This window comes from Micromonospora sp. NBC_01412, from assembly GCF_045040215.1.
GTDB classification, from domain to species: domain Bacteria; phylum Actinomycetota; class Actinomycetes; order Mycobacteriales; family Micromonosporaceae; genus Micromonospora; species Micromonospora rubida.
Map to the genome: position 1 here is coordinate 5667335 of NZ_CP109528.1, position 23908 is coordinate 5691242.

22 protein-coding genes are annotated in these 23908 nt (G+C 72.9%); 17 read left to right on the forward strand and 5 right to left on the reverse strand.

From position 1 onward, the window contains the following. Positions 1–40: 40 nt before the first annotated feature. Positions 41–1024, reverse strand: a complete 984-nt coding sequence (locus OG617_RS25035; RefSeq protein ID WP_405095409.1) for an aldo/keto reductase — start codon at positions 1022–1024, stop codon at positions 41–43. Between the two features lie 84 nt (positions 1025–1108). Here OG617_RS25035 and OG617_RS25040 point away from each other — a divergent pair, with 84 nt between their 5' ends. Next, positions 1109–1903 carry a trans-aconitate 2-methyltransferase gene (locus tag OG617_RS25040; protein WP_405095410.1) on the forward strand — a complete coding sequence of 265 codons (795 nt, stop codon included), beginning with the start codon at positions 1109–1111 and terminating at the stop codon, positions 1901–1903. Beyond that, positions 1900–2925, forward strand: coding sequence for an adenosine deaminase (locus OG617_RS25045; RefSeq protein WP_405095411.1), 1026 nt, complete (start codon positions 1900–1902; stop codon positions 2923–2925). The genes OG617_RS25040 and OG617_RS25045 overlap by 4 nt, the downstream gene beginning before the upstream one ends. A 250-nt stretch (positions 2926–3175) precedes the next feature. Here OG617_RS25045 and OG617_RS25050 read toward each other — a convergent pair whose 3' ends face one another. After that, positions 3176–4579, reverse strand: a complete 1404-nt coding sequence (locus OG617_RS25050) for an ATP-binding protein (protein ID WP_405095412.1) — start codon at positions 4577–4579, stop codon at positions 3176–3178. Positions 4580–4608: 29 nt separating this feature from the next. After that, on the reverse strand, positions 4609–5298 hold the full coding sequence (locus OG617_RS25055) for a response regulator transcription factor (protein ID WP_405095413.1): 690 nt from the start codon (positions 5296–5298) through the stop codon (positions 4609–4611). Positions 5299–5370: 72 nt separating this feature from the next. Between OG617_RS25055 and OG617_RS25060 the strand changes: the two genes are divergently transcribed. Continuing rightward, positions 5371–6291: an ADP-ribosylglycohydrolase family protein gene (locus OG617_RS25060; protein WP_405095414.1), complete on the forward strand. Its 921-nt coding sequence runs from the start codon at positions 5371–5373 to the stop codon at positions 6289–6291. Between the two features lie 107 nt (positions 6292–6398). Beyond that, positions 6399–8411, forward strand: coding sequence for a threonine--tRNA ligase (gene thrS / locus OG617_RS25065; RefSeq protein ID WP_405095415.1), 2013 nt, complete (start codon positions 6399–6401; stop codon positions 8409–8411). Positions 8412–8493: 82 nt separating this feature from the next. Here thrS and OG617_RS25070 read toward each other — a convergent pair whose 3' ends face one another. Next, on the reverse strand, positions 8494–9231 hold the full coding sequence (locus OG617_RS25070; protein ID WP_405095416.1) for a D-Ala-D-Ala carboxypeptidase family metallohydrolase: 738 nt from the start codon (positions 9229–9231) through the stop codon (positions 8494–8496). 223 nt (positions 9232–9454) lie between these two features. Here OG617_RS25070 and OG617_RS25075 point away from each other — a divergent pair, with 223 nt between their 5' ends. Continuing rightward, positions 9455–9967, forward strand: a complete 513-nt coding sequence (locus tag OG617_RS25075; protein ID WP_405103942.1) for an HIT family protein — start codon at positions 9455–9457, stop codon at positions 9965–9967. Positions 9968–10040: 73 nt separating this feature from the next. Further along, on the forward strand, positions 10041–11099 hold the full coding sequence (locus OG617_RS25080) for an aldo/keto reductase (RefSeq protein WP_405095417.1): 1059 nt from the start codon (positions 10041–10043) through the stop codon (positions 11097–11099). Positions 11100–11254: 155 nt separating this feature from the next. Here the strand turns inward: OG617_RS25080 and OG617_RS25085 are convergent, their stop codons facing one another. Continuing rightward, positions 11255–13417 (reverse strand): elongation factor G-like protein EF-G2, encoded by a 2163-nt coding sequence (locus OG617_RS25085; RefSeq protein ID WP_405095418.1) that lies wholly within the window; start codon positions 13415–13417, stop codon positions 11255–11257. Between the two features lie 253 nt (positions 13418–13670). Here OG617_RS25085 and pgsA point away from each other — a divergent pair, with 253 nt between their 5' ends. From pgsA to OG617_RS25140, 11 genes are all read left to right on the forward strand, one after another. Beyond that, a complete protein-coding gene (gene pgsA / locus OG617_RS25090; protein WP_405095419.1) occupies positions 13671–14303 on the forward strand; it encodes a phosphatidylinositol phosphate synthase in 633 nt (210 codons plus the stop codon). Further along, positions 14300–15250, forward strand: coding sequence for a phosphatidylinositol mannoside acyltransferase (locus OG617_RS25095; protein WP_405095420.1), 951 nt, complete (start codon positions 14300–14302; stop codon positions 15248–15250). The genes pgsA and OG617_RS25095 overlap by 4 nt, the downstream gene beginning before the upstream one ends. A 16-nt stretch (positions 15251–15266) precedes the next feature. After that, positions 15267–16427, forward strand: a complete 1161-nt coding sequence (locus OG617_RS25100) for a glycosyltransferase family 4 protein (protein WP_405095421.1) — start codon at positions 15267–15269, stop codon at positions 16425–16427. A gap of 82 nt (positions 16428–16509) precedes the next feature. After that, positions 16510–17010, forward strand: coding sequence for a hypothetical protein (locus tag OG617_RS25105; protein WP_405095422.1), 501 nt, complete (start codon positions 16510–16512; stop codon positions 17008–17010). Between the two features lie 164 nt (positions 17011–17174). Continuing rightward, positions 17175–18092, forward strand: a complete 918-nt coding sequence (pdxS, locus tag OG617_RS25110) for a pyridoxal 5'-phosphate synthase lyase subunit PdxS (RefSeq protein WP_405095423.1) — start codon at positions 17175–17177, stop codon at positions 18090–18092. Positions 18093–18165: 73 nt separating this feature from the next. Beyond that, complete coding sequence (gene pdxT, locus OG617_RS25115) at positions 18166–18768, forward strand: pyridoxal 5'-phosphate synthase glutaminase subunit PdxT (protein ID WP_405095424.1); 603 nt, start codon at positions 18166–18168, stop codon at positions 18766–18768. A 241-nt stretch (positions 18769–19009) separates the two neighbouring features. Then, a complete protein-coding gene (locus OG617_RS25120) occupies positions 19010–19759 on the forward strand; it encodes a YebC/PmpR family DNA-binding transcriptional regulator (protein ID WP_405095425.1) in 750 nt (249 codons plus the stop codon). Positions 19760–19779: 20 nt separating this feature from the next. After that, entirely contained in the window at positions 19780–21462 is a 1683-nt protein-coding gene (locus OG617_RS25125; RefSeq protein WP_405095426.1) for a recombinase family protein, read from the forward strand. A gap of 133 nt (positions 21463–21595) precedes the next feature. Further along, positions 21596–21856 (forward strand): hypothetical protein, encoded by a 261-nt coding sequence (locus OG617_RS25130; protein ID WP_405095427.1) that lies wholly within the window; start codon positions 21596–21598, stop codon positions 21854–21856. 274 nt (positions 21857–22130) lie between these two features. Next, a complete protein-coding gene (locus OG617_RS25135) occupies positions 22131–22508 on the forward strand; it encodes a DUF402 domain-containing protein (protein WP_405095428.1) in 378 nt (125 codons plus the stop codon). 127 nt (positions 22509–22635) lie between these two features. Beyond that, positions 22636–23892, forward strand: a complete 1257-nt coding sequence (locus tag OG617_RS25140) for a hypothetical protein (RefSeq protein WP_405095429.1) — start codon at positions 22636–22638, stop codon at positions 23890–23892. The last annotated feature ends 16 nt before the right edge of the window (positions 23893–23908 follow it).

Here is a 23908-nt window from a genome sequence, read left to right on the forward strand (position 1 = left end):
TCGTCACCGGGGTGGGCGAGCACCGCCGCCCCCGGGCGGGTCACCACCGGTCGTGCACCTGCGGCCGGACCAACTCGTCGTAGGTGTGCCGGACGATGGCCAGCTCCTCGGTGGACAGCGGCGGCAGGCCGGCGGTGGCGGCGTTGCGCCGGGCCTGGTCGGCGTCGCGGGCGCCGGGGATGACCACGGTGACGCCCGGCTGGTCGACCACCCAGCGCAGCGCGAACTGGGCCAGGGTGCGGCCCGTCCCGGCCAGCGGGGCGAGCCGGCGCACGGCGGCCAGCCCGGTGTCGAGGTCCACCCCGGAGAAGGTCTCCCCGACGTCGAACGACTCGCCGTGCCGGTTGAAGGTGCGGTGGTCGTCGGCGGGGAAGGTGGTGTGCTCGTCGTACCGGCCGGAGAGCAGGCCGCTGGCCAGCGGCACCCGCGCGATGATGCCCACCCCCGCGGCCGAGGCGGCTGGCAGCACCCGCTCCAGGGGCTTGAGCCGCAGCGCGTTCAGGATGATCTGGACACTGGCCACGCCCGGCCGGGCGATCGCGGTGAGCGCCTGGTCGCAGGTCTCCACGCTGACCCCGTACCCGGCGATGCGCCCGGTCGCGACGAGATCGTCCAGGGCGTCGAAGACGCGGTCGTCTCCGAACACCGCCGTGGGCGGGCAGTGCAGCTGCACCAGGTCCAGGGTGTCCACGCCGAGGTTGGCCCGGGACCGGTCGGTCCAGGCCTGGAAGTTCTCTGCGGTGTACGCCTCCGGCCGCTGCTCGACCCGGCGGCCCATCTTGGTCGCCACGGTCAGCCCGGCGTCGGGCCGGCTCCTCAGGAACCGGCCGATGAGTTGCTCGCTGCGCCCGTCGCCGTACACGTCGGCGGTGTCGACGAAGGTGACGCCGGAGTCCGCCGCGGCGGCCAGCACGGCCAGCGCGTCGGCCTCGTCGACCCGACCCCAGTCCGCGCCGAGCTGCCAGGCGCCGAGGCCGACCACACCGACGTGCCGCCCGAGCCGGGGGAGGGTGCGCTGCTGCATGCCCCGAGCCTAGTGATCGGCTTGCCCGGCCGTGCGGCGGGCCGTACGGTGCAACAAGACGGACGTACGGTTTGGGAGGCGACGATGTGGGACCCGGCGGCGTACCTGCGCTACGACGACGAGCGGGGGCGGCCCTTCCACGACCTGGTCTCCAGGGTCCCGGCCGGGCGGCCCCGGGCCGTCGTCGACCTCGGCTGCGGTCCCGGTACGCTCACCGCCACCCTGGCCGCCCGCTGGCCAGGCGCCCGGATCGCCGGCCTCGACTCGTCGGCGGAGATGATCGACCGGGCCGCCGCCCTGGGCGCACCGGTCGACTTCGCGGTCGGCGACGTGCGCGACTGGCGCCCCGCCCCCGACGTCGACGTGGTGGTCAGCAACGCGGTGCTCCAGTGGGTGCCGGGGCACCGGGAACTGCTGGCCCGGTGGGCCGCCGGGCTGCCCGCCGGGGCGTGGCTCGCCGTCCAGGTACCGGGGAACTTCGACGCCCCGTCGCACCGGGCGCTGCGCTCGGTGGCCGGGGCGGGGCCGTGGGCCGCCGAGCTGACGCCGCTGCTGCGCGAGACCCCGGTCGACGACGCGGTCGGCTACGCCGCGCTGCTGACCGGTGCCGGCTGCGCGGTCGACGCCTGGGAGACTACCTACGTGCACCTGCTGCCGGCCCCCGTCCCCGCCGACCACCCGGTGTTGACCTGGATGGAGGGCACCGCGCTGCGCCCCGTCCGGGCGGCGCTGGACGCCGCGCGGTGGGCCGACTTCCGCACCGCGCTGGGGGCGCGCCTCGCGGCGGCGTACCCGGTCCGGAGTGGCCAGGTGTCCTTCCCGTTCCGCCGGATCTTCGTCGTCGCCCGAACCGGCGCCCGCGCAGAGGAGAACTCGTGACCGACCTGTCCACCTTCATCGCCGGACTGCCCAAAGTGGAGCTGCACGTGCACCACGTCGGCTCGGCGTCGCCGCGGATCGTGGCCGAGTTGGCCGCCCGGCACGCCGGACGCAGCCCGGTGCCGGCGGACCCGGACGCCCTCGCCGACTACTTCGCGTTCCGGGACTTCGGCCACTTCATCGAGGTCTACCTCAGCGTCGTGGACCTGATCCGTGACCCCGAGGACGTCTGGATCCTCACCCACGAGGTCGCCCGCGAGCTGGCCCGCCAGCAGGTCCGGTACGCCGAGCTGACCGTCACCCCGTACTCGCATGTGCGCCGGGGCATCCCCGCGCCCGCGTTCTGCGAGGCGATCGAGGACGCCCGGAAGCGGGCCGAGGCCGACTTCGGCATCGCGCTGCGCTGGTGCTTCGACATCCCCGGCGAGGCGGGGCTGCCGGCCGCCGAGGAGACCCTGCGGATCTGCCTGGAGGAACGCCCCGACGGGCTGATCAGCTTCGGCCTGGGCGGCCCCGAGATCGGGGTGCCCCGACCGCAGTTCAAGCCGTACTTCGACCAGGCCCGGGCGGCCGGGCTGCGCTCGGTGCCGCACGCCGGGGAGACCACCGGCCCGCAGACCGTCTGGGACGCGCTGCGCGACCTCGGCGCGGAGCGGATCGGCCACGGCATCTCCGCCGCCGAGGATCCGGAGCTGCTCGCCCACCTCGCGGAGCGGCAGATCGCCCTGGAGGTCTGCCCGACCTCCAACCTGCGCACCCGGGCGGTCGCCTCCCTCGACGAACACCCGCTGCCCCGGCTCGTCGAGGCGGGCGTGCTGGTCACCATCAACTCCGACGACCCGCCGATGTTCGGCACCACCCTCGACGACGAGTACGCGGTGGCCGCCCGGCTGCTCGGGCTCGGCCCCGAGGGAGTGGCCGCGCTGGCCAAAGCCGCGGTGACCGCCGCGTTCCTGGAGCCGGGGGAGAAGTCGCGGCTCACCGCCGAGATCGACGGCTACCTGGCCGCGGCGACCCGCTGACCCGGGCCGCCGCAGCCGCCTGGCCGGTCGGCGCCCGCTCGCGGGCGCCGGCGCGCGCGGCGGGAGCCGGTTGTGGGGGGGCCGTACTCCCGCCGCGTGCACGGACTCCACCGGCCAGGAGGGTGGATCCGGGGGCGGCCGGTGGAACTGGTGGGTTCGCTCCTCGATCCTGTCAGGCCGCGCCCGGCCAACCGGTGCCGTTAATCCGAATCTAAGAAAGACTTGTGTTTGCCCACAGGCGGGAAGGCGGTCAGCCGTCCGTGGGGCGCTGCCGGGGCCAGCGGCGGCCCCCGGTCTTCTGCTCCCGCGCCTCCCGGGCCATCCGGCCGACCAGGCCGAACCGGCTGACCTGCCTCGGGGTGGCCTCCGGGTCGGCCAGCAGCATCACCACGCTGGCCCCGCCGAGCCGGGCCCGGTCGATGCTCACCGACCCGTTGGCCTGCAAGGCCACCCGCTTGGCGATGTCCAGGCCCAGCCCCGTGGAGCCCTGGTCGCTGGCCCCCCGGCGCAGCGCCCGGTCCGGGTCGGTGATGCCCGGGCCGGCGTCGTCGATGCGGATCGCCACGTATCCGTCCCGGCGGGAGACCGCAAGCTCGAACGCGGTGCCCTGCGGGGTGTAGCGGAACACGTTGCCGATCACCGCGTCGAGGGCGGCGGCCAGCTCGGCCCGGGGCACGGGTGCCGGGATGCGCAGCTGCGCCCCGCTGACCCGGTGCGGCCGGTTCTGGTCCCCCGCGAGGGCCGACCAGAACACCATCCGGTCCCGGACCAGCTCGCTGACGTCACACATCGCCGGGCCGGCGTCGTGGGCGACCGTCTTGCGGGTCGTCTTGATCAGCACGTCGATCTCGCCCTCGAGGGTCACGATGGCCTGCCGGATCCGCCGGATGGTGCGCCGCCGGTCCAGCTCCGCCTCCGTGAACGAGCCCACGCTGGTGTCGTCGGAGTCCAGCCCCTCGGCGTCCAGCCGCAGCACCGTCAGCGGCGTGCGCAGCCGGTGCGACAGGTCCGCCACCAGTTCCCGCTCGTCGGTGTGCGCCGCCGCCATCCGGTCAGCCATCCGGTTGAACGCGTAGCCGGCCTCGGCCAGCTCGCGCGGGCCGCTCGGCTCGACGCGTACCCCGAGGTCGCCGTCGCCCACCGCGAGAGCGGCCTTCACCAGCCCCCGGGTCGACTCGACCGCGCGGGCGGCGACGCGGTCCACCAGCAGCACGGCCGCCCCGGCCAGAGCCACCGCCACCGCGGCCAGCAGCAGCCAGCGGCCCCCGGAACCCGCATCGAGCGCGGAGTCGGGCACGAACACCTCGACCACGGCCACCGTGTCGCCGAGCACCACCGGATCCAGCCGCAGCGCCCCGCCGGGCACGTCGACGACCACCGAGCGCCGGTCCGCGGCGGCCCTGGCCAGCGCCGCCGCGTCGGCCCGACCGGTCGGCGCGGCGCCGCCCAGCCCGTGCACCACCGGCCGGGTCGCCGGGTCCGCGCCGCTGGCCTCCACCGCGCGGCGCACCGCCGCCGGCTCGGTGCTGACCGCGAGCGCGCCGGTGACCAGCGCGCCGCGCCGGGCGGCGTCGGCGAGGGCCTCCTGACGGGTCTGCTCGCCCAGGCTGATGCCGAGGGGGATCAGGAACGCCAGCGCGACGAGCGCGCACATGCCGGCCGTGAGCCAGGCCAGCGCGACCCTCAGTCCGGGGCCACCAACCGGAAGCCGACCCCCCGCACGGTGCGCAGGTAGCGCGGCTTCGCCGCGGACTCGCCCATTTTGCGGCGCAGCCAGTACAGGTGAACGTCGATGGTCTGGTCCTCGCCGACCGATGGCTGGTGCCATACCTCCTCCAAGAGTTCCCGGCGGGAAACCACCCGCCCCGGTCGGGCGGCGAGATACGCCAGCAGGTCGAATTCCTTGCGGGTCAGCACGAGCGCCATCCCGTCGAGCTGGGCGCTGCGCTCGCCGACGTCCACCCGCAGGCCGCCGACGGTGTGCACGGCCGGCTGCACCGTCCGGCTGGCCCGGCCGGCCCGGCGCAGCACCGTGGTGATCCGGGCGTCCAGGTGCGCGCCGGTGAACGGCTTGACCATGTAGTCGTCCGCGCCCGCCCGCAGCAGGCGCACCACCGACTGCTCGTCGTCGCGGGCGGTGGCGATGATGATCGGCACGTCGGTGATGCCGCGCAGCATCCGCAGCGCGTCCGAGCCGTCCAGGTCCGGCAGGCCGAGGTCGAGCACCACCAGGTCTGGGGTCTCCGCGGCCACCCGGCGCAGCGCGTCCAGCGCCGTGCCGACGGCATGTACGGCGTGCCCCCGGTCGGCGAGGGACCGCAGCATCGCGCCGCGTACGACGTGGTCGTCTTCGACCAGGAGCACCGTGGCCACGTCAGCACCGTACTCGGCAGGGCAAGCTGGCGCGTTGCGGCGCACCCGCGAACCGGGCAAGCTGGTACGACCATGTCCTTCACGCTCTTCCCGGACACCCGACTGGCGCTCGCCCGGGACAGCCTCGCCGGGCTCTCCGTCGGCGACGCCCTCGGCTCCCAGTTCTTCGTGCCGGGGCATCGGCCTGCGGACCTCGCCGCCGGCCGGCTCCCCGTGCCGCCCTGGCAGTGGACCGACGACACCGAGATGGCGTGCTCCGTGCTGGCCGAACTGGCCGGCGCCGGGGAGGTCGACCGGGACCGGCTGGCGCTGGCGTTCGCGCACCGGTGCGAGCCGTACCGCGGCTACGGCCCCGGGGCGGTGACCATCCTGCGCCTGATCCGCACCGGCACGCCGTGGCCCGTCGCCGCGGCCTCCGCGTTCGACGGGCAGGGCTCGTGCGGCAACGGCGCGGCGATGCGGGTCGGGCCGCTCGGGGCGTGGTTCGCCGACTCGACGCGGCGGGCGGCGGCCCAGGCCCGGGCGTCCGCCGAGGTCACCCACGCCCACCCGGAGGGGATCGCCGGCGCGGTGGCGGTGGCGGTGGCCGCCGCCCTGGCCGCCCGAGCCCGCCTCGACGGGGACCGCCCGCCGCCGTCGCGGCTGCTCGCCGCAGTGGCCGCCGCCCTCGATCCGGGCGGCCAGGTGCACCAGGGGGTGCTCCGGGCCGTCGGCCTGCTGGGCCGCCCGGTGGCGGTCGCCGCCGACGCGCTCGGCAACGGCTCCCGGGTGACGGCGCAGGACACCGTCCCGTTCACGCTCTGGGTCGCCGCCACGCGCCTCGACGACTACCCGGCCGCGGTCCGGGCGTGCGTCGAGGCGGGCGGGGACGTGGACACCACAGCGGCGATCGCCGGCGCGGTGGTGGCCGCCCACACCGGTGTCGGCCCGCCGGGCGGGGTGCCCGCCGACTGGCTCGCCGCCCGCGAGCCGCTGCCCGACTGGGCGGGCTGACCGCCCCGCGTCTGCACCGAATGCGGCAAGAAGGGACCCTTTGCTGCCCGCTAGCATCAGCGGGGGCGGTCGTTCGGCCGCATTCGTCGTCAGTTGAAGGAGTCACCGTGTCCGCACCCCGTACCCCCGTCGTGGCCGACCCCGTCGTCGTCGCCGCCGGGACGACGGCGGCCGACGCGGTGGCCGCGGCCGGCCTGCCGGCCAGCGGCCCCAAGGCGGTCGTCGTGGTCCGCGACCCGCAGGGCCAGCTCCGGGACCTGGACTGGACGCCGGCCGAGGACGTCATCGTCGAGCCGGTCGCCCTCGACTCGCCGGACGGGCTGAACGTGCTGCGCCACTCGACCGCGCACGTGCTCGCCCAGGCCGTGCAGGACGTCTTCCCGGAGGCGAAGCTCGGCATCGGCCCGCCGATCGAGAACGGCTTCTACTACGACTTCGCCGTGGAGAAGCCGTTCCAGCCCGACGACCTCGCCAAGCTCGAGAAGCGGATGCAGGAGATCGTCAAGTCCGGTCAGCGGTTCCGGCGGCGGCGCTTCGGCAGCCTGGACGAGGCGAAGGCCGAGCTGGCCGCCGAGCCGTTCAAGCTGGAGCTGATCGACGTCAAGGGCGAAGGGCTGGACTCGTCCGAGGTGATGGAGGTGGGCGGCGGCGAGCTGACCATCTACGACAACCTCGCCGCCAAGGAGGACAAGGTCTGCTGGTCGGACCTGTGCCGGGGCCCGCACCTGCCGAACACGCGGCTGATCGGGGCGTTCAAGCTGATGCGCTCGGCCGCCGCGTACTGGCGGGGGAGCGAGAAGAACCCGCAGCTCCAGCGGGTGTACGGCACCGCGTGGCCGACCCGGGACGAGCTGAAGGCGTACCTGAAGCTGCTGGAGGAGGCCGCCCGGCGCGACCACCGCAAGCTCGGCTCGGACCTGGACCTGTTCAGCTTCCCCGACGAGGTCGGCTCCGGCCTGCCGGTCTTCCACCCCAAGGGCGGCATCATCCGCCGGGAGATGGAGAACTACTCGCGCCAGCGGCACGAGGCGGCGGGGTACGAGTTCGTCAACACCCCGCACATCACCAAGGGGCAGCTCTTCGAGACCTCCGGCCACCTGCCCTACTACGCGGACACCATGTTCCCGCCGATCCAGTTCGAGGGCGTGGACTACTACCTCAAGGCGATGAACTGCCCGATGCACAACCTGATCTTCAGGGCGCGCGGGCGGTCCTACCGGGAGCTGCCGCTGCGGCTGTTCGAGTTCGGCACGGTGTACCGGTACGAGAAGTCCGGCGTGGTGCACGGCCTGACCCGGGTGCGGGGGCTGACCCAGGACGACTCGCACATCTACTGCACCCGGGAGCAGATGCCGGGCGAGCTGTCGAAGCTGCTCACCTTCGTGCTGGAGCTGCTGCGCGACTACGGGCTGGACGACTTCTACCTGGAGCTGTCCACCCGGGACGACTCGCCGAAGTTCATCGGCGACGACGCCGACTGGGCGGAGGCGACGGAGGTGCTGCGCGCCACCGCCGAGGCGTCGGGGCTGGACCTGGTGCCCGACCCGGGCGGCGCGGCCTACTATGGGCCGAAGATCTCGGTGCAGGCCCGGGACGCGATCGGCCGGACCTGGCAGATGTCGACGATCCAGGTCGACTTCAACCAGCCGGCCCGGTTCGGGCTGGAGTACCAGGCCGCCGACGGCACCCGCAAGCAGCCGGTGATGCTCCACCGGGCGTTGTTCGGCTCGATCGAGCGGTTCTTCGGGGTGCTCACCGAGCACTACGCGGGGGCGTTCCCGGCCTGGCTGGCCCCGGTGCAGGTGGTCGGCATCCCGATCCGCGAGGACCACACCGACTACCTGCACGGGTTCGTCGCGGCGCTGCGCGCCGAGGGCATCCGGGCCCAGGTGGACGCGGGCGACGACCGGATGCAGAAGAAGATCCGCACCGCCCAGCAGCAGAAGATCCCGTTCATGGTGATCGCCGGCGACGACGACGTGGCCGCCGGGACCGTGTCGTTCCGGTACCGGGACGGCTCGCAGCGCAACGGCGTGCCCATGGCCGAGGCGGTGGCCCACGTGCTCGACGTGGTCACCTCCCGGTCGAACACCGGCCCGTCGGCTCCCGACCCGGCCTGACACGCCAGGTGGGGCTCTCCTCGTCGCCTCGGCGACGAGGAGAGCCCCACCTGGGCCGGGCCGTAGTGTCGGCGCCGGTCGATCAGATGCCGCAGCTCGACGCCGACCAGCCCCCGACCGCCCCGACGTGCGTGTGGGTGCTGTGGCCCGGGTAGCCGGGGCCGAGGATGTTCCCGAAGCCGTGGTAGCGGGCCTGCTGGGCCATCCGGCAGAACGACGGGGACCCGACCAGGTCCACCCCGTCGCCGTACAGGTGCCGGCTGTTCGACGCCCCGCCGACCGCGCTGTTGCAGGCGTAGCTGCGGAAGCCGCTGCTGATGTTGATGGACACGTCCCCGAGTGCGTGTCGCATGGCCTGGAGCTTCCACATCGAGACGAGCGCGTTGAACTTGGCGGTGCTCGCCGCGACCGCCCCGCCGGCCCAGGTGCTGTTGCACCGGTTCAGTTCGGCGTAGGTGAAGTTGATCGGGGTGCAGTCGTCGTCCTGGAGCGCGTACAGCGTGCCGAAGGTCTGCGGGCCGGCGGCGCCGTCGGCGGACAGGCCGTACGCCTGCTGGAAGCGGATCAGCGCCGCGCGTGTCGCCGGGCCGAACACGCCGTCGAGGCCGATCGACGAGTTGTAGCCGGGGTAGCCGGCGATCCGGATCTGGAGCTGGCGGACGTCCTCGCCGGTTGAGCCCTGGACGAGCGTCCGGCCCCAGTTGTAGCAGCCGTCGGCGTGCGCGGCGCCGGTGGTCACGGTCAGGCCCACCAGGGTGGTTGCGGCGGCGAGCAGGCAGGCGGCAAGCGCTTTGCCGATCCGGCGGAATGCGGTCCTCACAGGGTGACTCCCATCGACGGTTATCAGGATCGATTGGAATGGAAGTTTCATTCACGGTCATCTCTGCGTCAAGAACCTTCACCCCCCTATTCGTCCCGGTGACGCCCCCTTCGCACCCCGACGGCGGCCCCGGGCGGGTCCCGCACTCCGGCACTGGGGCGGTGTCGGGCGGGAACGTAGGATCGGTGGCGTGACAGGGGAGGAACGGCTCAGGGACAGCGGCATGGCCGACGGGCTGGAGCGGCTCTGGACTCCGCATCGGATGGCCTACGTCTCCGGTGAGGACCGGCCCGAGGGCGGATACGAGAAGCCCGCCGGCTGCCCGTTCTGCCGGGCGCCGGGGCTGCCGCCGGAGGAGAGTCTGGTGGTGGCCCGGGGTGAGCACGTGTTCGCGGTGCTCAATCTCTACCCCTACAACCCGGGGCACCTGCTGGTCTGCCCCTACCGGCACGTGGCCGACTACACCGACCTGGCCCTGCCGGAGACCGCCGAGCTGGCGGCGTTCACCCAGGCCGCGATGCGGGTGGTGCGCAAGGTCAGCAACGCGCACGGGTTCAACCTGGGCATGAACCAGGGCGGGGTGGCCGGCGCCGGGATCGCCGAGCACCTGCACCAGCACGTGGTGCCCCGCTGGGGCGGCGACGCCAACTTCATGCCGGTGATCGGGCGGACCAAGGTCCTGCCGCAGTTGCTCACCGACACCCGCGAGCTGTTCACCCACGCCTGGTCGAGCTGACCCTACGTAGTCACCCGAATCCTTTCGGCCAACCCGCTGCCCTCGACCGGGCCCGGGGTGACACGATCGGGCGATGGCAGTGACGACACGGACATTGGGTCGCAGCGGCATCGAGGTCAGCGCCCTCGGCATGGGGTGCTGGGCGATCGGCGGCCCCTGGGCCGAGGGCGTCCAGCCGCTGGGCTGGGGCGCGGTCGACGACGACGAGTCCGTCCGCGCGGTGCGCCGCGCGCTCGATCTCGGGGTCACCCTCTTCGACACCGCCGACACGTACGGGGCCGGGCACGGCGAGCGGGTCCTCGGCCGGGCCCTCGCCGGCCGGCGCGACGAGGCCGTGATCGCCACCAAGTGGGGCTACACGTTCGACGAGGATGCCCGCCAGGCCACCGGGGAGGACCACTCGCCGGAGTACCTGCGCCGGGCGGTGACCGACTCCCTGCGCCGGCTGGACACCGACCGCATCGACCTCTACCAGCTGCACCTGGGTGACCTGCCGGTGCCGAGGGTCGAGGCGCTGCTCGGCGTCTGCGAGGACCTCGTCGCCGACGGCCTGGTCCGGGCGTACGGGTGGAGCACCGACCGGGTCGACCGGGCCACCTGGTTCGGGCAGGGCGCCCGGCACGCCACCGCAGTGCAGCACACCCTGTCGGTGCTGCGCGACGCCCCCGAGCTGCTCGCCGTCTGCGACAAGTACGACCTGGCCAGCGTCAACCGCAGCCCGCTGGGGATGGGCCTGCTCACCGGCAAGTACGGTGCCGGTTCCACACTGCCCCGCGACGACGTGCGGGGGGCCACGGCGAACTGGCTGGAGTGGTTCCGCAGCGGCCGACCCGCCCCGGAGTGGCTGCGCCGGGTCGGCGCGGTCCGGGCGGCGCTGACCGCCGACGGGCGCACCCTGGCCCAGGGCGCGCTGGGCTGGATCTGGGCGCGCAGCGACCGAACGGTCCCGATCCCCGGCTGCCGCACCGTCGCCCAGGTCGAGGAGAACGCCGCCGCCCTGGCCCTCGGCCCGCTCGCCCCCGACCACTTCGCCGAGGTGGAACTCCAACTGGCGGCCATCCGCGCAGCCGCCCTCCGCTTCGCCGACCGCCCCCACTGGCCCATGCCCCCCACCCCCTCCGCCCGCCCCTGACCCACCCCCCACCCCCCAACCCCACCCCCCGCCCCCCGCCCCCCGCCCCGTTCCCCGGCGTTGATCAAGAAGTTTGCGTCGGGGATCCGGCCGTTCCTGACGGAAACCTCTTGATCAACGCCGACGGGCGGGGCGGTGGGGGAGGGGGTTGGGGGTCAGGGGGTTGGGGGGTGTTCGTTGCGGGGCTGGTCGGACAGGTGGGCGGGCATCGGGTCGTGGCGGGTGAAGTGGCGGCGGAAGGTGCCGGCGCCGGAGGTCAGGGCGCGTAGCTCGATCGCGTACCGGAGCAGCTCGACGGCCGGGACCTCGGCCCGGACCACGGTGCGGCCGTCGGCGTCCGGGTCCGGCTCGGTGCCGAGCACCCGGCCGCGCCGGCCGGAGAGGTCGCCCAGCACGGTCCCGACGGTGTGGTCCGGCACCCGGACGGCCACCTCGTCCACCGGCTCCAGCAGGGTCGGCTGGCCCTTCTCGGCGGCGTCGCGCAGCGCCAGCGCCCCGGCGGTCTGGAACGCCGCGTCGGAGGAGTCGACGCTGTGCGCCTTACCGTCGACGAGGGTCACCCGCAGGTCCACCACCGGGTACCCGGCGACCAGGCCGCGCTCCAGTTGGGCCCGCACGCCCTTCTCCACCGACGGGACGTAGTTGTGCGGCACCGCGCCGCCGACCACCCGGTCCACGAACTCGAAGCCGGCCCCCCGGGGCAGCGGCTCCACCTCGATGTCGCAGACGGCGTACTGGCCGTGGCCGCCGGACTGCTTGACGTGCCGGCCGTGCCCGGTGGCCGGGGCGGCGAGGGTCTCCCGCAGCGCCACCCGGACCGGCTCGGTGTCCAGCTCGACTCCGCCACCACGCAGCCGGTCGAGCACCACGTCGGCGTGCGCCTCGCCCATGCACCACAGGACGAGTTGGTGGGTCTCCGGATTGCGTTCCAACCGCAGCGTCGGGTCCCCGGCGACCAGCCGGGCCAGGTTGCGGGACAGGATGTCCTCGTCGGCCCGGCTGCGCGCGGCGACCGCCACCGGCAGCAGCGGCTCGGGCATCTCCCACGGGGCCACCAGCAGCGGGTCGTCCTTGGCGGAGATCGTGTCGCCGGTCTCCGCGCTGCCCGACTTGGTGATCGCGCAGATGTCGCCGGCCACGCAGACCGGCACCTCGCGCAGGGTCGCCCCCAGCGGGGTGTGGAGGTGCCCGACCCGCTCGTCCGCGTCGTGGTCGGGGTGTCCCCGCTCGGCCAGGCCATGGCCGGCGACGTGCATCGTCCGGTCGGGGCGCAGGGTGCCGGAGAAGACCCGGACCAGGGAGACCCGGCCGACGTGCCGGTCCACCGTGGTGCGGACCACCTCGGCGACGAGCGGGCCGTCCGGGTCGCAGGTCAGCGGCGGCCGGGGGGAGCCGTCCACGCCGGTGACGGCGGGCAGCTCGTGCTCCAGCGGCGACGGGAATGCCGATACGAGGCCGTCGAGCAGCACGTCCAGCCCGACGCCGGTGGCGGCGCAGACCGGCACCACCGGGTGGAAGTGCCCCCGGGCGACCGCCTTCTCCAGGTCGGCGACCAGCACCTGCGGGTCGATCTCCTCGCCGGCGAGGTAGCGGTCCATCAGGGACTCGTCCTCGCTCTCGGCGATGATCCCTTCGATCAGCTCGTTGCGGGACTCGGCGATCGCCGGCAGGTGCTCCGGGTCGGGCTCGCGCACCTGGGCCGGCATCCCGGCGGTGTAGTCGAAGACCCGGCGGGTGACCAGGCCGAGCAGTCCGACGACGGACTCGCCGTCGTCGCCGAGCATCGTCAGGTGCAGCGGGACCACGTTGTCGCCGAAGACCCGCTGGCACAGCGCCACGGCCTCGTCGAAGTCCGCGCGGGGGTGGTCCAGCCGGGTCACCGCGACCGCCCGGGGCATGCCCACCGTGGCGCACTCCTCCCAGAGCGCGGCAGTGGCGGCGTCCATCCCGTCGACGGCGGAGACCACGAACAGCGCGGCGTCGGCGGCCCGGAGGCCGGCGCGCAGCTCGCCGACGAAGTCGGCGTAGCCCGGCGTGTCCAGCAGGTTGATCTTGACGCCGTCGTGCACCAGTGGGGCGCAGGCCAGGCTCACCGAGCGCTGTTGGCGCACGGCGGCCGGGTCGTGGTCGCAGACCGTGGTGCCGTCGGTGACCGTGCCGGCCCGCCCGATCGTGCCGGTCGCCGCGAGCAGCGCCTCGACCAGGGTCGTCTTGCCCGCCCCGGAGTGCCCGACGAGCACCACGTTGCGAATCCTGGCGGGCTCGGTCACCGCCGGCACGCCGCCGGTGACCCCCTTGTCCTGATTCCTCTGCGCCATGGGGCGCACCTCCCTCAGCCGGTGGTTGGTGGCGACCGCCGCGCGCGACGGGGAAGCGGCCCGGTGCGGAAGCTCCGCGGCGCCATCCTCCGGTGATCTGCGGTGCGGCGGGTACGGGACGGTCGGTCGGGTGAGCTGGCTCACCCTCAGGCTCGATCTCACACCCCTCGGAGGGCCAGCACAAGACTTCCCCGGGCGGGTCGGCGACCGGGGCGTGCCGTCGCCGGGGGCCGGCCGTTATCGTGGGACCGCCATGGCGAAGATCTTCCAAGTGTCGGTCCGGGCGGGGATGACCCGCGTCGTTGAACCGATCGCGCGCGGCCTGCTCCGCGCAGGCGTGTCCCCCAATGCCGTCACCGTCACCGGCACCCTCGGGGTGCTGGCCGGGGCGCTCGGCTTCGGCGCCCGCGGCCATCTGGTCGCCGGCGCCCTCATCGTTACGTTCTTCGCGCTGACCGACCTGCTCGACGGGACGATGGCCCGGATGAGCGGCGGCTCGACGAGATTCGGGGCGTTCCTCGACTCAAGCATGGACCGGGTCGCCGACAGCGCCGTCTTCGGCGCGGTCGCGTACTGGCTGGCCACCGAGGGCGACCACGCCGGGGTCGCCGCCGCGCTGCTCTGCCTGGCCGCCGGCGGCCTGGTCTCCTACGTCAAGGCCCGCGCCGAAGGGCTCGGGATGACCTGCAACGTGGGCATCGCCGAGCGCACCGAGCGGCTCCTCATCGTCGGCGTGGGCGGAATCCTCACCGGCGTCGGCGTCCCGCACGCCCTGCAGGTCGCGCTCTGGCTGCTGGCCGCCGTCTCGATCTTCACCGTGGGCCAGCGGATCGCCCACGTGTACCGGCAGGCCCGCGAGGCCGCCCCGGCCGGGCCGCAGGGGTGAACCTCACCGAGCTCGGCTACGTCGCCGGCTGGCGCCTGGTCCGCGCGTTGCCCCGGCCCGTGGTGGCCGCGGCCTTCCGGGCGGGCGCCGACCGCGCCCACCGCTCCGGCGGCGGGGGTACGGCCCGGCTGCGCGCCAACCTGCGCCGGGTGGTCGGCCCCGAGCTGCCCGAGGCCGAGCTGGACGACCTGCTCCGGCGCGGCCTGCGCTCGTACGCCCGGTACTGGATGGAGGCGTTCCGGCTGCCGGCGCTGAGCCGGGAACAGCTCCTCGCCGGGTTCCGGCTTGCCCCCGAGGGGGTCGACCGGCTCGCCGCCGACGTGGCCGCCGGCCGGGGCGCGGTGGTGGCGCTGCCGCACTCCGGCAACTGGGACGCCGCGGGGGCCTGGGTGGCGGCCACCGGCTGGCCGATCACCACGGTCGCCGAGCGGCTCAAGCCCGAGGCCATCTACCAGCGCTTCCTCGCCTTCCGGCGAGGGCTGGGCATGGAGATCCTGCCCACCCACGGCGGCGATCGGCCCGCGTTCGACGTGCTGGTGGACCGGCTGCGCGCCGGCGCGGTGGTGCCGCTGCTGGCCGACCGGGACCTGTCCGCCCGGGGGATCGAGGTCGACTTCTTCAGCGCGCGGACCCGGATGCCGGCCGGTCCGGCGCTGCTGGCGCTGCGCACCGGGGCGCCGCTCTACGTCGCCTCATTGTGGTACGAACCGGACGCGGCGTGCGCCTCGATCGAGGGTCCACTGCCCGTGCCCGGGGAGGACAGCGGGCCGCTGGACCAGCGGGTCCGGGCGCTGACCCAGCGGATTGCCGACGGTCTGGCGGCGGGCATCGCCCGGCATCCGGAAGACTGGCACATGTTGCAACGGATGTGGCTGGACCAGCGCGGCACCGGCGACGGCGAGCCCCGACCCGTCTCCACGCCGCCGGCCGTCACCGGACCGGTCTGAGGCGGAGGGCGCTCACATGCGGATCGGCATCGTGTGCCCGTACTCCTTCGACGTGCCCGGCGGGGTGCAGAACCACGTGATGGACCTGGCCGAGGCGCTGATCGGGCTCGGGCACGAGGTGAGCGTCCTCGCCCCCGCAGACGAGGACTCCCCGCTCCCGCCGTACGTGGTGTCGGCGGGCCGGGCCGTGCCGCTGCCGTACAACGGGTCGGTGGCCCGGATCGCGTTCGGCCCGGTCTCCACCACCCGGGTCCGGCGGTGGATCGCCCGGGGCGAATTCGACGTGTTGCACGTGCACGAGCCGTTGACGCTGAGCCTGTCGATGCTCGCCGTGCTCTCGGCCCGGGGGCCGGTGGTGGCGACCTTCCACACCGCGATGACGCGCTCCCGGGTGCTCGCCGCCGCGCAGGGCCTGCTGCAGATCGTGCTGGAGCGGATCACCGCCCGGATCGCGGTCAGCGCCCTCGCCCGCAAGGTGCAGGTCGAGCACATGGACGGCGGCGCCGTGGAGATCCCCAACGGGGTCACCGTGGCCAAGTTCAGCCACGCGACGCCGCTGCCCGGCTGGCCGGGGGAGTGTGACCTCGGGGAGGGCGGCACGCTCGGCTTCCTCGGCCGGTTCACCGAGGCCCGCAAGGGCTTCCCGATCCTGCGCGACGCCTTCGTCGAGCTGGCCCGCACCCGCCCGGGCCTGCGGCTGCTGGTGGCCGGGCCGGGCGACCCGGACGACCTGTTCGACCAGTTCCCCGCCGACCTGCGCGACCGGGTCACCTTCCTCGGCCTGGTCTCCGAGGACGACAAGGCGCGCATGCTGCGCAGCGCCCACCTCTACGTGGCCCCGAACACCGGCGGGGAGTCGTTCGGGATGATCCTCACCGAGGCCCTCGCCGCCGGCACCACGGTGGTGGCCAGCGACCTGGACGCGTTCCGCCGGGTGCTCGACGGCGGGCGGGCCGGGCTGCTCTTCCCCACCGGGGACGCCGTGGGGCTGCGGGCGGCCCTGGTCGGGCTGCTGGACGATCCGGCGCGGCGGGCCGAGCTGACCGCGTGCGGTGACCAGGTGGTGGCGCACTTCGACTGGCCGGTGGTCGCCCGCCGGGTGCTGGAGGTGTACGCGGCGGCGATCGAGGCGACCGACGGGCGGGTCATCGACCAGGAGTGGGCGGGGCTGGGCTGACCGCCGTGACCGGGGGTGCCGGTAGGACGCAGGTGCCGGGGCGGGTCGCGCCCCGGACGGAGGCGAACGGAGCAGCACTACGATGCCGGGCATGTGGTGGTGGGTGGGCGCGAGTCTCGTCGTGGGGCTGCTCGCGGCGTACCTGACCTGGACCGTCGGCCGGGTCGAGCGGCTGCGCCTGCGCGCGGAGGCTGCGGCCCGGGCCCTGGAGGCGCACCTGCTGCGCCGGGCCGCCGCCGCCGCGGTGCTGGCCGAGCGGCGCTACGGCGTGGAGCTGTACGCGGCGGCCCGGATCGCGCTGGACGCCGAACCGGAGGAGCGGGAGGCCGCGGAGAACGACCTCACCCGGCAGTTGCGGGCGGTGCGGCTGGACCCGGCCGACCCGGACTGCGAGGCGGTGATCGCCGCGAGCCGGCGGCTCGCCCTGGCCCGCCAGGTGCACACCGACCTGGTGCGGGACGCCCGCTCGGCGCGGGGCCGGCCGCTGGTGCGGCTGTTGCGGATGGGCCGCCGGCACCCGTGGCCGCGTTACTTCGACATCGACGACCCGACCCTCGCGCTCCCCGCCGACGTGCCCGCCTGAGCGGTGCCCGCCGCGGCCCGGGCCCGTCGACCAGCGGCCGGGGCGGGGTGATGACGGCCACAGAGCAGGCCACCCGGGGTCTGATTGGCTGTCGGACCGGCGTTGACCCCGTCGTAGCATTCAGCTGAGCCACCCCCCCCGAGCACGCCGAGGAGCGATAACCCGTGCCCGAAACCACTTCCCCGAACGCCAGCGCCACCCCCGTCGTCGGCACCGCCCGCGTCAAGCGCGGCATGGCCGAGATGCTCAAGGGCGGCGTGATCATGGACGTGGTCACCGCCGAGCAGGCCAAGATCGCCGAGGACGCCGGAGCCGTCGCGGTGATGGCTCTGGAGCGGGTGCCCGCCGACATCCGCGCCCAGGGCGGGGTGTCCCGGATGAGCGACCCCGACATGATCGACAGCATCATCAAGGCCGTCTCGATCCCCGTGATGGCCAAGGCCCGGATCGGCCACTTCGTCGAGGCCCGGATCCTCCAGTCGCTCGGCGTGGACTACGTCGACGAGTCCGAGGTGCTCACCCCGGCCGACTACGCGAACCACATCGACAAGTGGGCGTTCACCGTCCCCTTCGTGTGCGGGGCGACCAACCTGGGCGAGGCGCTGCGCCGGATCACCGAGGGCGCGGCCATGATCCGCTCCAAGGGTGAGGCCGGCACCGGCGACGTCTCCAACGCCACCATGCACATGCGCAAGATCCGTCAGGAGGTCGCCCGGCTCAGCTCGCTGCCGGCCGACGAGCTGTTCGTCGCGGCCAAGGAGCTCCAGGCCCCGTACGACCTGGTCAAGGAGGTCGCCGAGACCGGCAAGCTCCCGGTGGTGCTGTTCACCGCCGGCGGCATCGCCACCCCGGCCGACGCCGCGATGATGATGCAGCTCGGCGCTGAGGGCGTCTTCGTCGGCTCCGGCATCTTCAAGTCCGGCAACCCGGCCCAGCGGGCCGCCGCGATCGTCAAGGCCACCACCTTCCACGACGACCCGGACGTGCTGGCCAAGGTCTCCCGGGGCCTCGGCGAGGCGATGGTCGGCATCAGCGTCGACGAGATCCCGCAGCCGCACCGCCTGGCCGAGCGCGGCTGGTGATGTGAGAGGAGGGCCCCTGCTCGCCGCCTCAGGCGGAGCAGGGGCCTCTTTCTGACACCCGAGAGGAGTGAACGTGACGGCACCGGTCATCGGTGTGCTCGCCCTGCAGGGTGACGTCCGTGAGCACGTGGGCGCGCTGGCCGGGGTCGGGGCGGACGCCCGCCCGGTCCGCCGCCCGGGCGAACTGGACGCGGTCGACGGGCTGGTCATCCCCGGGGGCGAGTCCACCACGATCAGCAAGCTCGTCGACATCTTCGAGATGCGGGAGCCGATCGACAAGCGGATCGCCGCCGGGATGCCGGTCTACGGCTCCTGCGCCGGCATGATCATGCTGGCCACGGAGGTGCTCGACGGCCGCCCCGACCAGCGCGGCTTCGCCGGCATCGAGATGACGGTGCGGCGCAACGCGTTCGGTCGGCAGGTCGACTCGTTCGAGGCGTCGGTGGAGATCGCCGGGGTGGAGGGCGCGGCGTTCCACGCGGTCTTCATCCGGGCGCCCTGGGTCGAGCGGGTCGGCCCGGGCGTCGAGGTGCTGGGTCGGGTCACCGACAGTCCCGCCGGGGACCGGATCGTCGCGGTCCGGCAGGGCAACCTGCTGGCCACCTCCTTCCATCCGGAGCTGACCGGCGACCTGCGCCTGCACCGCTACTTCGTGGACCTGGTCCGCGCCGCCTGAGCCACCGCCGAGGGGCCCCTCCCGTGTCGGGAGCGGGCCCCTCGGCGTGCCGGCCGCCGGGCCCGTCGGTGCCGGGTGTGACACCGCCCCGCCCCGCCTCGGTAGGATTGCCGCGGTTCGGCAGGGCCAGCGCCCGCCGCGGCCATCCACGCAGAGCCGACCGGCCCCGTCCTACGCCGGTGGAGAAGTGGAGTTGGCGCGGGCCGTCGACGCAGGCGTGATCAACAGACGGAGGTAGCAGATGTCCGGCCACTCAAAGTGGGCGACCACCAAGCACAAGAAGGCCGTGATCGACGCCAAGCGCGGCAAGATGTTCGCCAAGCTGATCAAGAACGTCGAGGTCGCGGCCCGCATCGGCGGCGGGGACCCGGCCGGCAACCCCACCCTCTACGACGCCATCCAGAAGGCGAAGAAGAACTCCGTACCCAACGACAACATCGACCGGGCGGTCAAGCGCGGCTCCGGCCTGGAGGCCGGCGGCGCCGACTGGCAGACGATCATGTACGAGGGGTACGGCCCGAACGGCGTGGCGATGCTCATCGAGTGCCTCACGGACAACCGCAACCGGGCCGCGACCGAGGTGCGCACCGCGTTGACCCGCAACGGCGGATCGCTTGCCGACGCCGGGTCGGTGTCCTACATGTTCTCCCGCAAGGGCGTGGTGATCGTGCCCAAGGCCGGCACCACTGAGGACGACGTGATGATGGCGGTCCTCGACGCCGGGGCGGAGGAGGTCAACGACCTCGGCGAGGCGTACGAGGTGGTCTCCGAGCCGACCGACCTGATCGCCGTGCGCACTGCCCTGCAGGACGCCGGCATCGAGTACGAGTCGGCCGAGTCCTCCCTCATCCCCAGCATGAACGTGCCGCTGGAGGAGGAGGGCGCTCGCAAGATCTTCAAGCTGATCGACGTCCTGGAGGACTGCGACGACGTGCAGAACGTCTACGCGAACTTCGACGTCTCCGACGAGATACTTGCACAACTCCCCTGAGGGTGCCTAGCCTGCCGGTCATGACTGGTAGGAGTGCTCTGCGGGCGAGTCTGTACGTCCGCCTGTCCAAAGCCGCTGATGAGCGCAACCTGTCCAAGCAGGGCATGGTTGATGATCTTCGGCGGCTTTGTGCTGCTCACGGGTTCGCTGAGGTGGCGTTGCGCATCGATGACGGCAGTTCGGGAGGCATTCGCAATCGTCCAGCGTTCCGAGAATGGCTCGCTGACGCCACTGAGGGCAACGCTGACGTGCTGGTGGCCTGGCACGTAGACCGGCTGTCCCGTGAAGGGCTGAACGTGGCAGCGACCATCTTGGACGTGATTGAGGGCAAAGATCCTGAGACAGGCCGAGTGGTCCGCCCTCCGGTGCGGCTGATCGGCTACGACGACCGGCTTGACTCCGCAGACGGGGAAGGCTTCCGACTGAACTTCCTCGTCAGGGCCGAGATTGCCCGCGCTGAGCTTCAACGGATGAAGTCACGTAGCCAGGCTCGGGTGCGGCGCTTGCGCAAGGAGAAGCGCTCCATCGGCGGCCTCACGCCGTACGGGTATCAGCGTGCTCCCCGAGGGCCATTGGAGTTGGAACACGATCCGGTCAGCGCGCCCATCCTGCGGGAAGTGGTTCGTCGTGTCATCGACGGAGCAAGCATCGCCAGTCTCGCCAAGGATCTGAACGCCAGGGAAGTGCTCTCACCTCGGGACCACGCCGCGCTGCGCGACACCGGAGAGCCCCGCAAGGACCGCGACACAGGGGAGCCCCTGCCCCCGCAACTGTGGACCGATATGACGATTCGTCGGATGCTGACCAATCCTGTTCTGCTGGGTTGCCTCACCGAAGACAGAAGAGTTGTTTGTGACAACAACGGTAAGCCGGTCCTGCGAGGTGAGCCGCTGACCTCAAAGGATGAGTGGGGGGCGCTGCAAGACGTGATCAACGGTGCGAAGAAGCCGAAGACCCGCAAAGCCCCTGATGCCCTTCTGTCGGGTGAGGTGAACTGTCCTGAGTGCGGGTCGATCCTGCACTACCACTACGCGGTGAAGCCTGAGAGGAAACAGGAATACAAGTACTACAGGTGCTCGGGCAGGACTCGTAAGGGCAACGGTTGCAAAGCGGGAGCTGTCCGGGCAGAGCAGCTTGAAAAAGCCGTGGAAACAATCTTCGTGGCGACGATCGGTGATTTGGACGTGATGAAGAAGACGTACGTTCCCGGCGATGACACGGCAACCAGCCTCGCTGAGGTTGAGGAACGCCTGAGCGAGTTGAGGGAGGACCGGAAGGCCGGGCTGTACCGGGGCGAGCAGGGCACGGCGGAATTCCGAGAGATGTACGCCTCGCTGGAACGGCAGCGCGAAGAGTTGGAAGCGATGCCGTCCCGCCCTGAGGGTTGGAAGTACATCCCGACAGGCCGCACCTACCGGCAACTGTGGGACAGTGCGGATGTCGCCGGTAAGCGTGAGTTGATCCGAGGTGGTGACCTCAAGATTTTCGCCGCTTCGACGCTTGAGGGCAGTCCTAAGGCTTTCCGGGCCTACGACGACGAACTGTCTGGTTGGGATCACCTCCCGCCCAAGGAAACCTCTACGATGACTCTGCGTAAGCACACTGTGGTCCGCCTTGACCCTGACGACACTGACGGACCACGTATCTGGCTGGTGTGGAGCGGGGACATAGCAGCCCGCATCAAGGAGAAGATGAGTGCCTGACGCTGTCGCACAGGGCGGGTGATCCTCAGGGGTTGCCGGCCCTTTGCCATCTCTGTACTCATGGAGATCCCATGGGTGTGCTTTGACCTGCTGCTTTAAAGGGAAACCCCTGGTCAGGGACTTATTCAAGCCCATGGAGATGAAGGCGACGGCCGGAACAGCCGACAGGAGCCACCTGCTTGCCGATGGCTTGGCTACCGCCAACTGTGCCGAGAGCGAGAAGCCAGCAGCGCCGATCAGCATGGCGACCGGAAACCCGATGCTCTTGCCGGCACGTTGGTTGCTGCGGATGGTCAGCAGGGAGGCGATCGGCACAAGCTCGGAGATGCAGGCGTTTGCCCATCCGAACCAATCAGGCGTGCCGATAGGGCTGTTGCTCATCGTCCAGTCGTGAACGTGGGTGAAGCTGGCTGCTCCCGCCGCCAGGCCTACGACAGCCACGATGGCTGGCCGTACGGCGTTTTCGATCTTGTCTGCGTTCATCAGGCACCTGCCTTCGTGCGGCCAGCGTCGTTGATCCGAGCGACGGACGGCTGACCCTTGAAGGCGCTGACCTGCTCCATCAAGCCCTGGCGGATCAGGGCGGCTAGGGTGGCGGGGTGGACGCTGCCGACGTACACCAGCCCGTCAGGGTGATAGGTGGCCGCCCGCAGTACGAGGAGAGAACCATGATCACCAAGACTCAGCGCCGCGTCGACGTGTTCTGGGCCGAACCGGGGCGGACGTTCGCCGGCTGGTACTTCAACCTTCAGGACCCGCCGCGGCGTACCCCGATCGGGGTGGACACCCTCGACCACGAGCTGGACCTGTGGTGGGCGGCGGACGCCGACCGGTACGAGTTCAAGGACGTCGAGATGTTCGCCCGGCGCCTGGTCGAGGGGCGCTACCCGGGCATGGCGGCGGCCATCCGCGCGGAGGGCGACCGGATCGCGGCCCTGCTCGACGCGGGGGAGCGCTGGCGGGATCCGGCGTGGGCGCGGTGGCGTCCCGACCCGGCCTGGCCGGTGCCGACGCTGCCCGCCGGGTGGGACACCGTCCCCTGCTGACCCCGGCCGCGCGGCCCGCCAGCCCACCGGTACGCTTCATTCTTGCTTGACCTGTTCGTGGGGTTTCGTGCCCTGTGTCCGGATATGGTCTGCGACCGCCCGGTCACCGGAGCACCTCGGAGTAACAGTGCGCAGGAACGCCGCCGCCGTCGTCGTCGCGGCCGTGCTGCCCCTCGTGGCAGCGCTCGCCCCGGTCAACGCCCTGGCCCGGTCGGCCCGCGCCGTCCTCGCCCCGCTGGGCGTGGGCGTGCTGGCCGACACCCTGCCGGACCGGCCGTCCCCGGCCACCGCCCACCCGCGCCGGGGGCCGGGGGAACTGCCGACGACGATCTACGGCGGCGCCTGGCCGACCTCGCACGTGCAGGGCATCGCGGTCGACCAGCGCCGCGGGTCGGTCTACTGGTCCTTCACCGAGGCGCTGGTCAGGACGGACCTCGCCGGTCGGGTGCTCGGCACGGTCACCGGGATCACCGGGCACCTGGGCGACCTCGATCTCGATCGGCGCGACGGCCGGGTGTACGGCTCGCTGGAGTACCGCGACGCCGGCGCGTTCTACGTGGCGATCTTCGACGGCGCCCGGATCGACCGGGTCGGCATCGATGCCCAGACCGGCGGGGTGCTGACCACCGTGCACCTGCGCGACGTCGCCAGGGACTTCGCCGCCGGGGTGGACGGGGACGGCGGGTCGGCCGGCGTCGCGCCACGGCGGCACCGCTACGGCACCAGCGGCGTGGACGGCATCTCGTTCGGGCCGCCGCTGGGCGACCCGGACGGCCCGGACGTGCTGATGGTGGCGTATGGCGTCTACCCCGACACCCGTCGCCGCGACAACGACCACCAGGTGCTGCTCGCCTACGACGTGCGCGGCTGGCAGCGTTTCGCCCGGCCGCTGGACGAGCGGCACCCGCACCGCAGCGGCCCCTGGGCGGCCGACGACAAGGTCTTCGTCCGCACCGGCAACACCGCCTATGGCGTGCAGAACCTGGAGTACGACCGGCACACCGGCCGGTGGCTGATGGCCGTGTACCCCGGCGGCAAGCGGGGCTGGCCGAACTACTCGCTGTACGCCGTCGACGGGGCGACCCCGCCGCAGCGGGGAGTGGTGCGTGGGCAGCCGGCGGGGGAGACCGGCCGGCTCGCCACCCTCGCCCCGGACGGCCTGTCCGACCGGCGCACCGGGGTCCGGGGCTGGGTGTCCCCCGGCAGTCGGGGCCTGGAGTCGCTCGGTGATGGCAGTTTCTACCTGGTGACCGGCGGGTGGATCGTGGTGGACGGGCAGCGCCGCCAGGACGCGACGGCGACGCTGCACCGGTGGACCGGCGGCACCCCGATGCCGTTCGACCGGGTGTCGACGGCGACGGCCCGCCCGTCGTACCCGCTCTGACTCGTCGCGGCGGCCC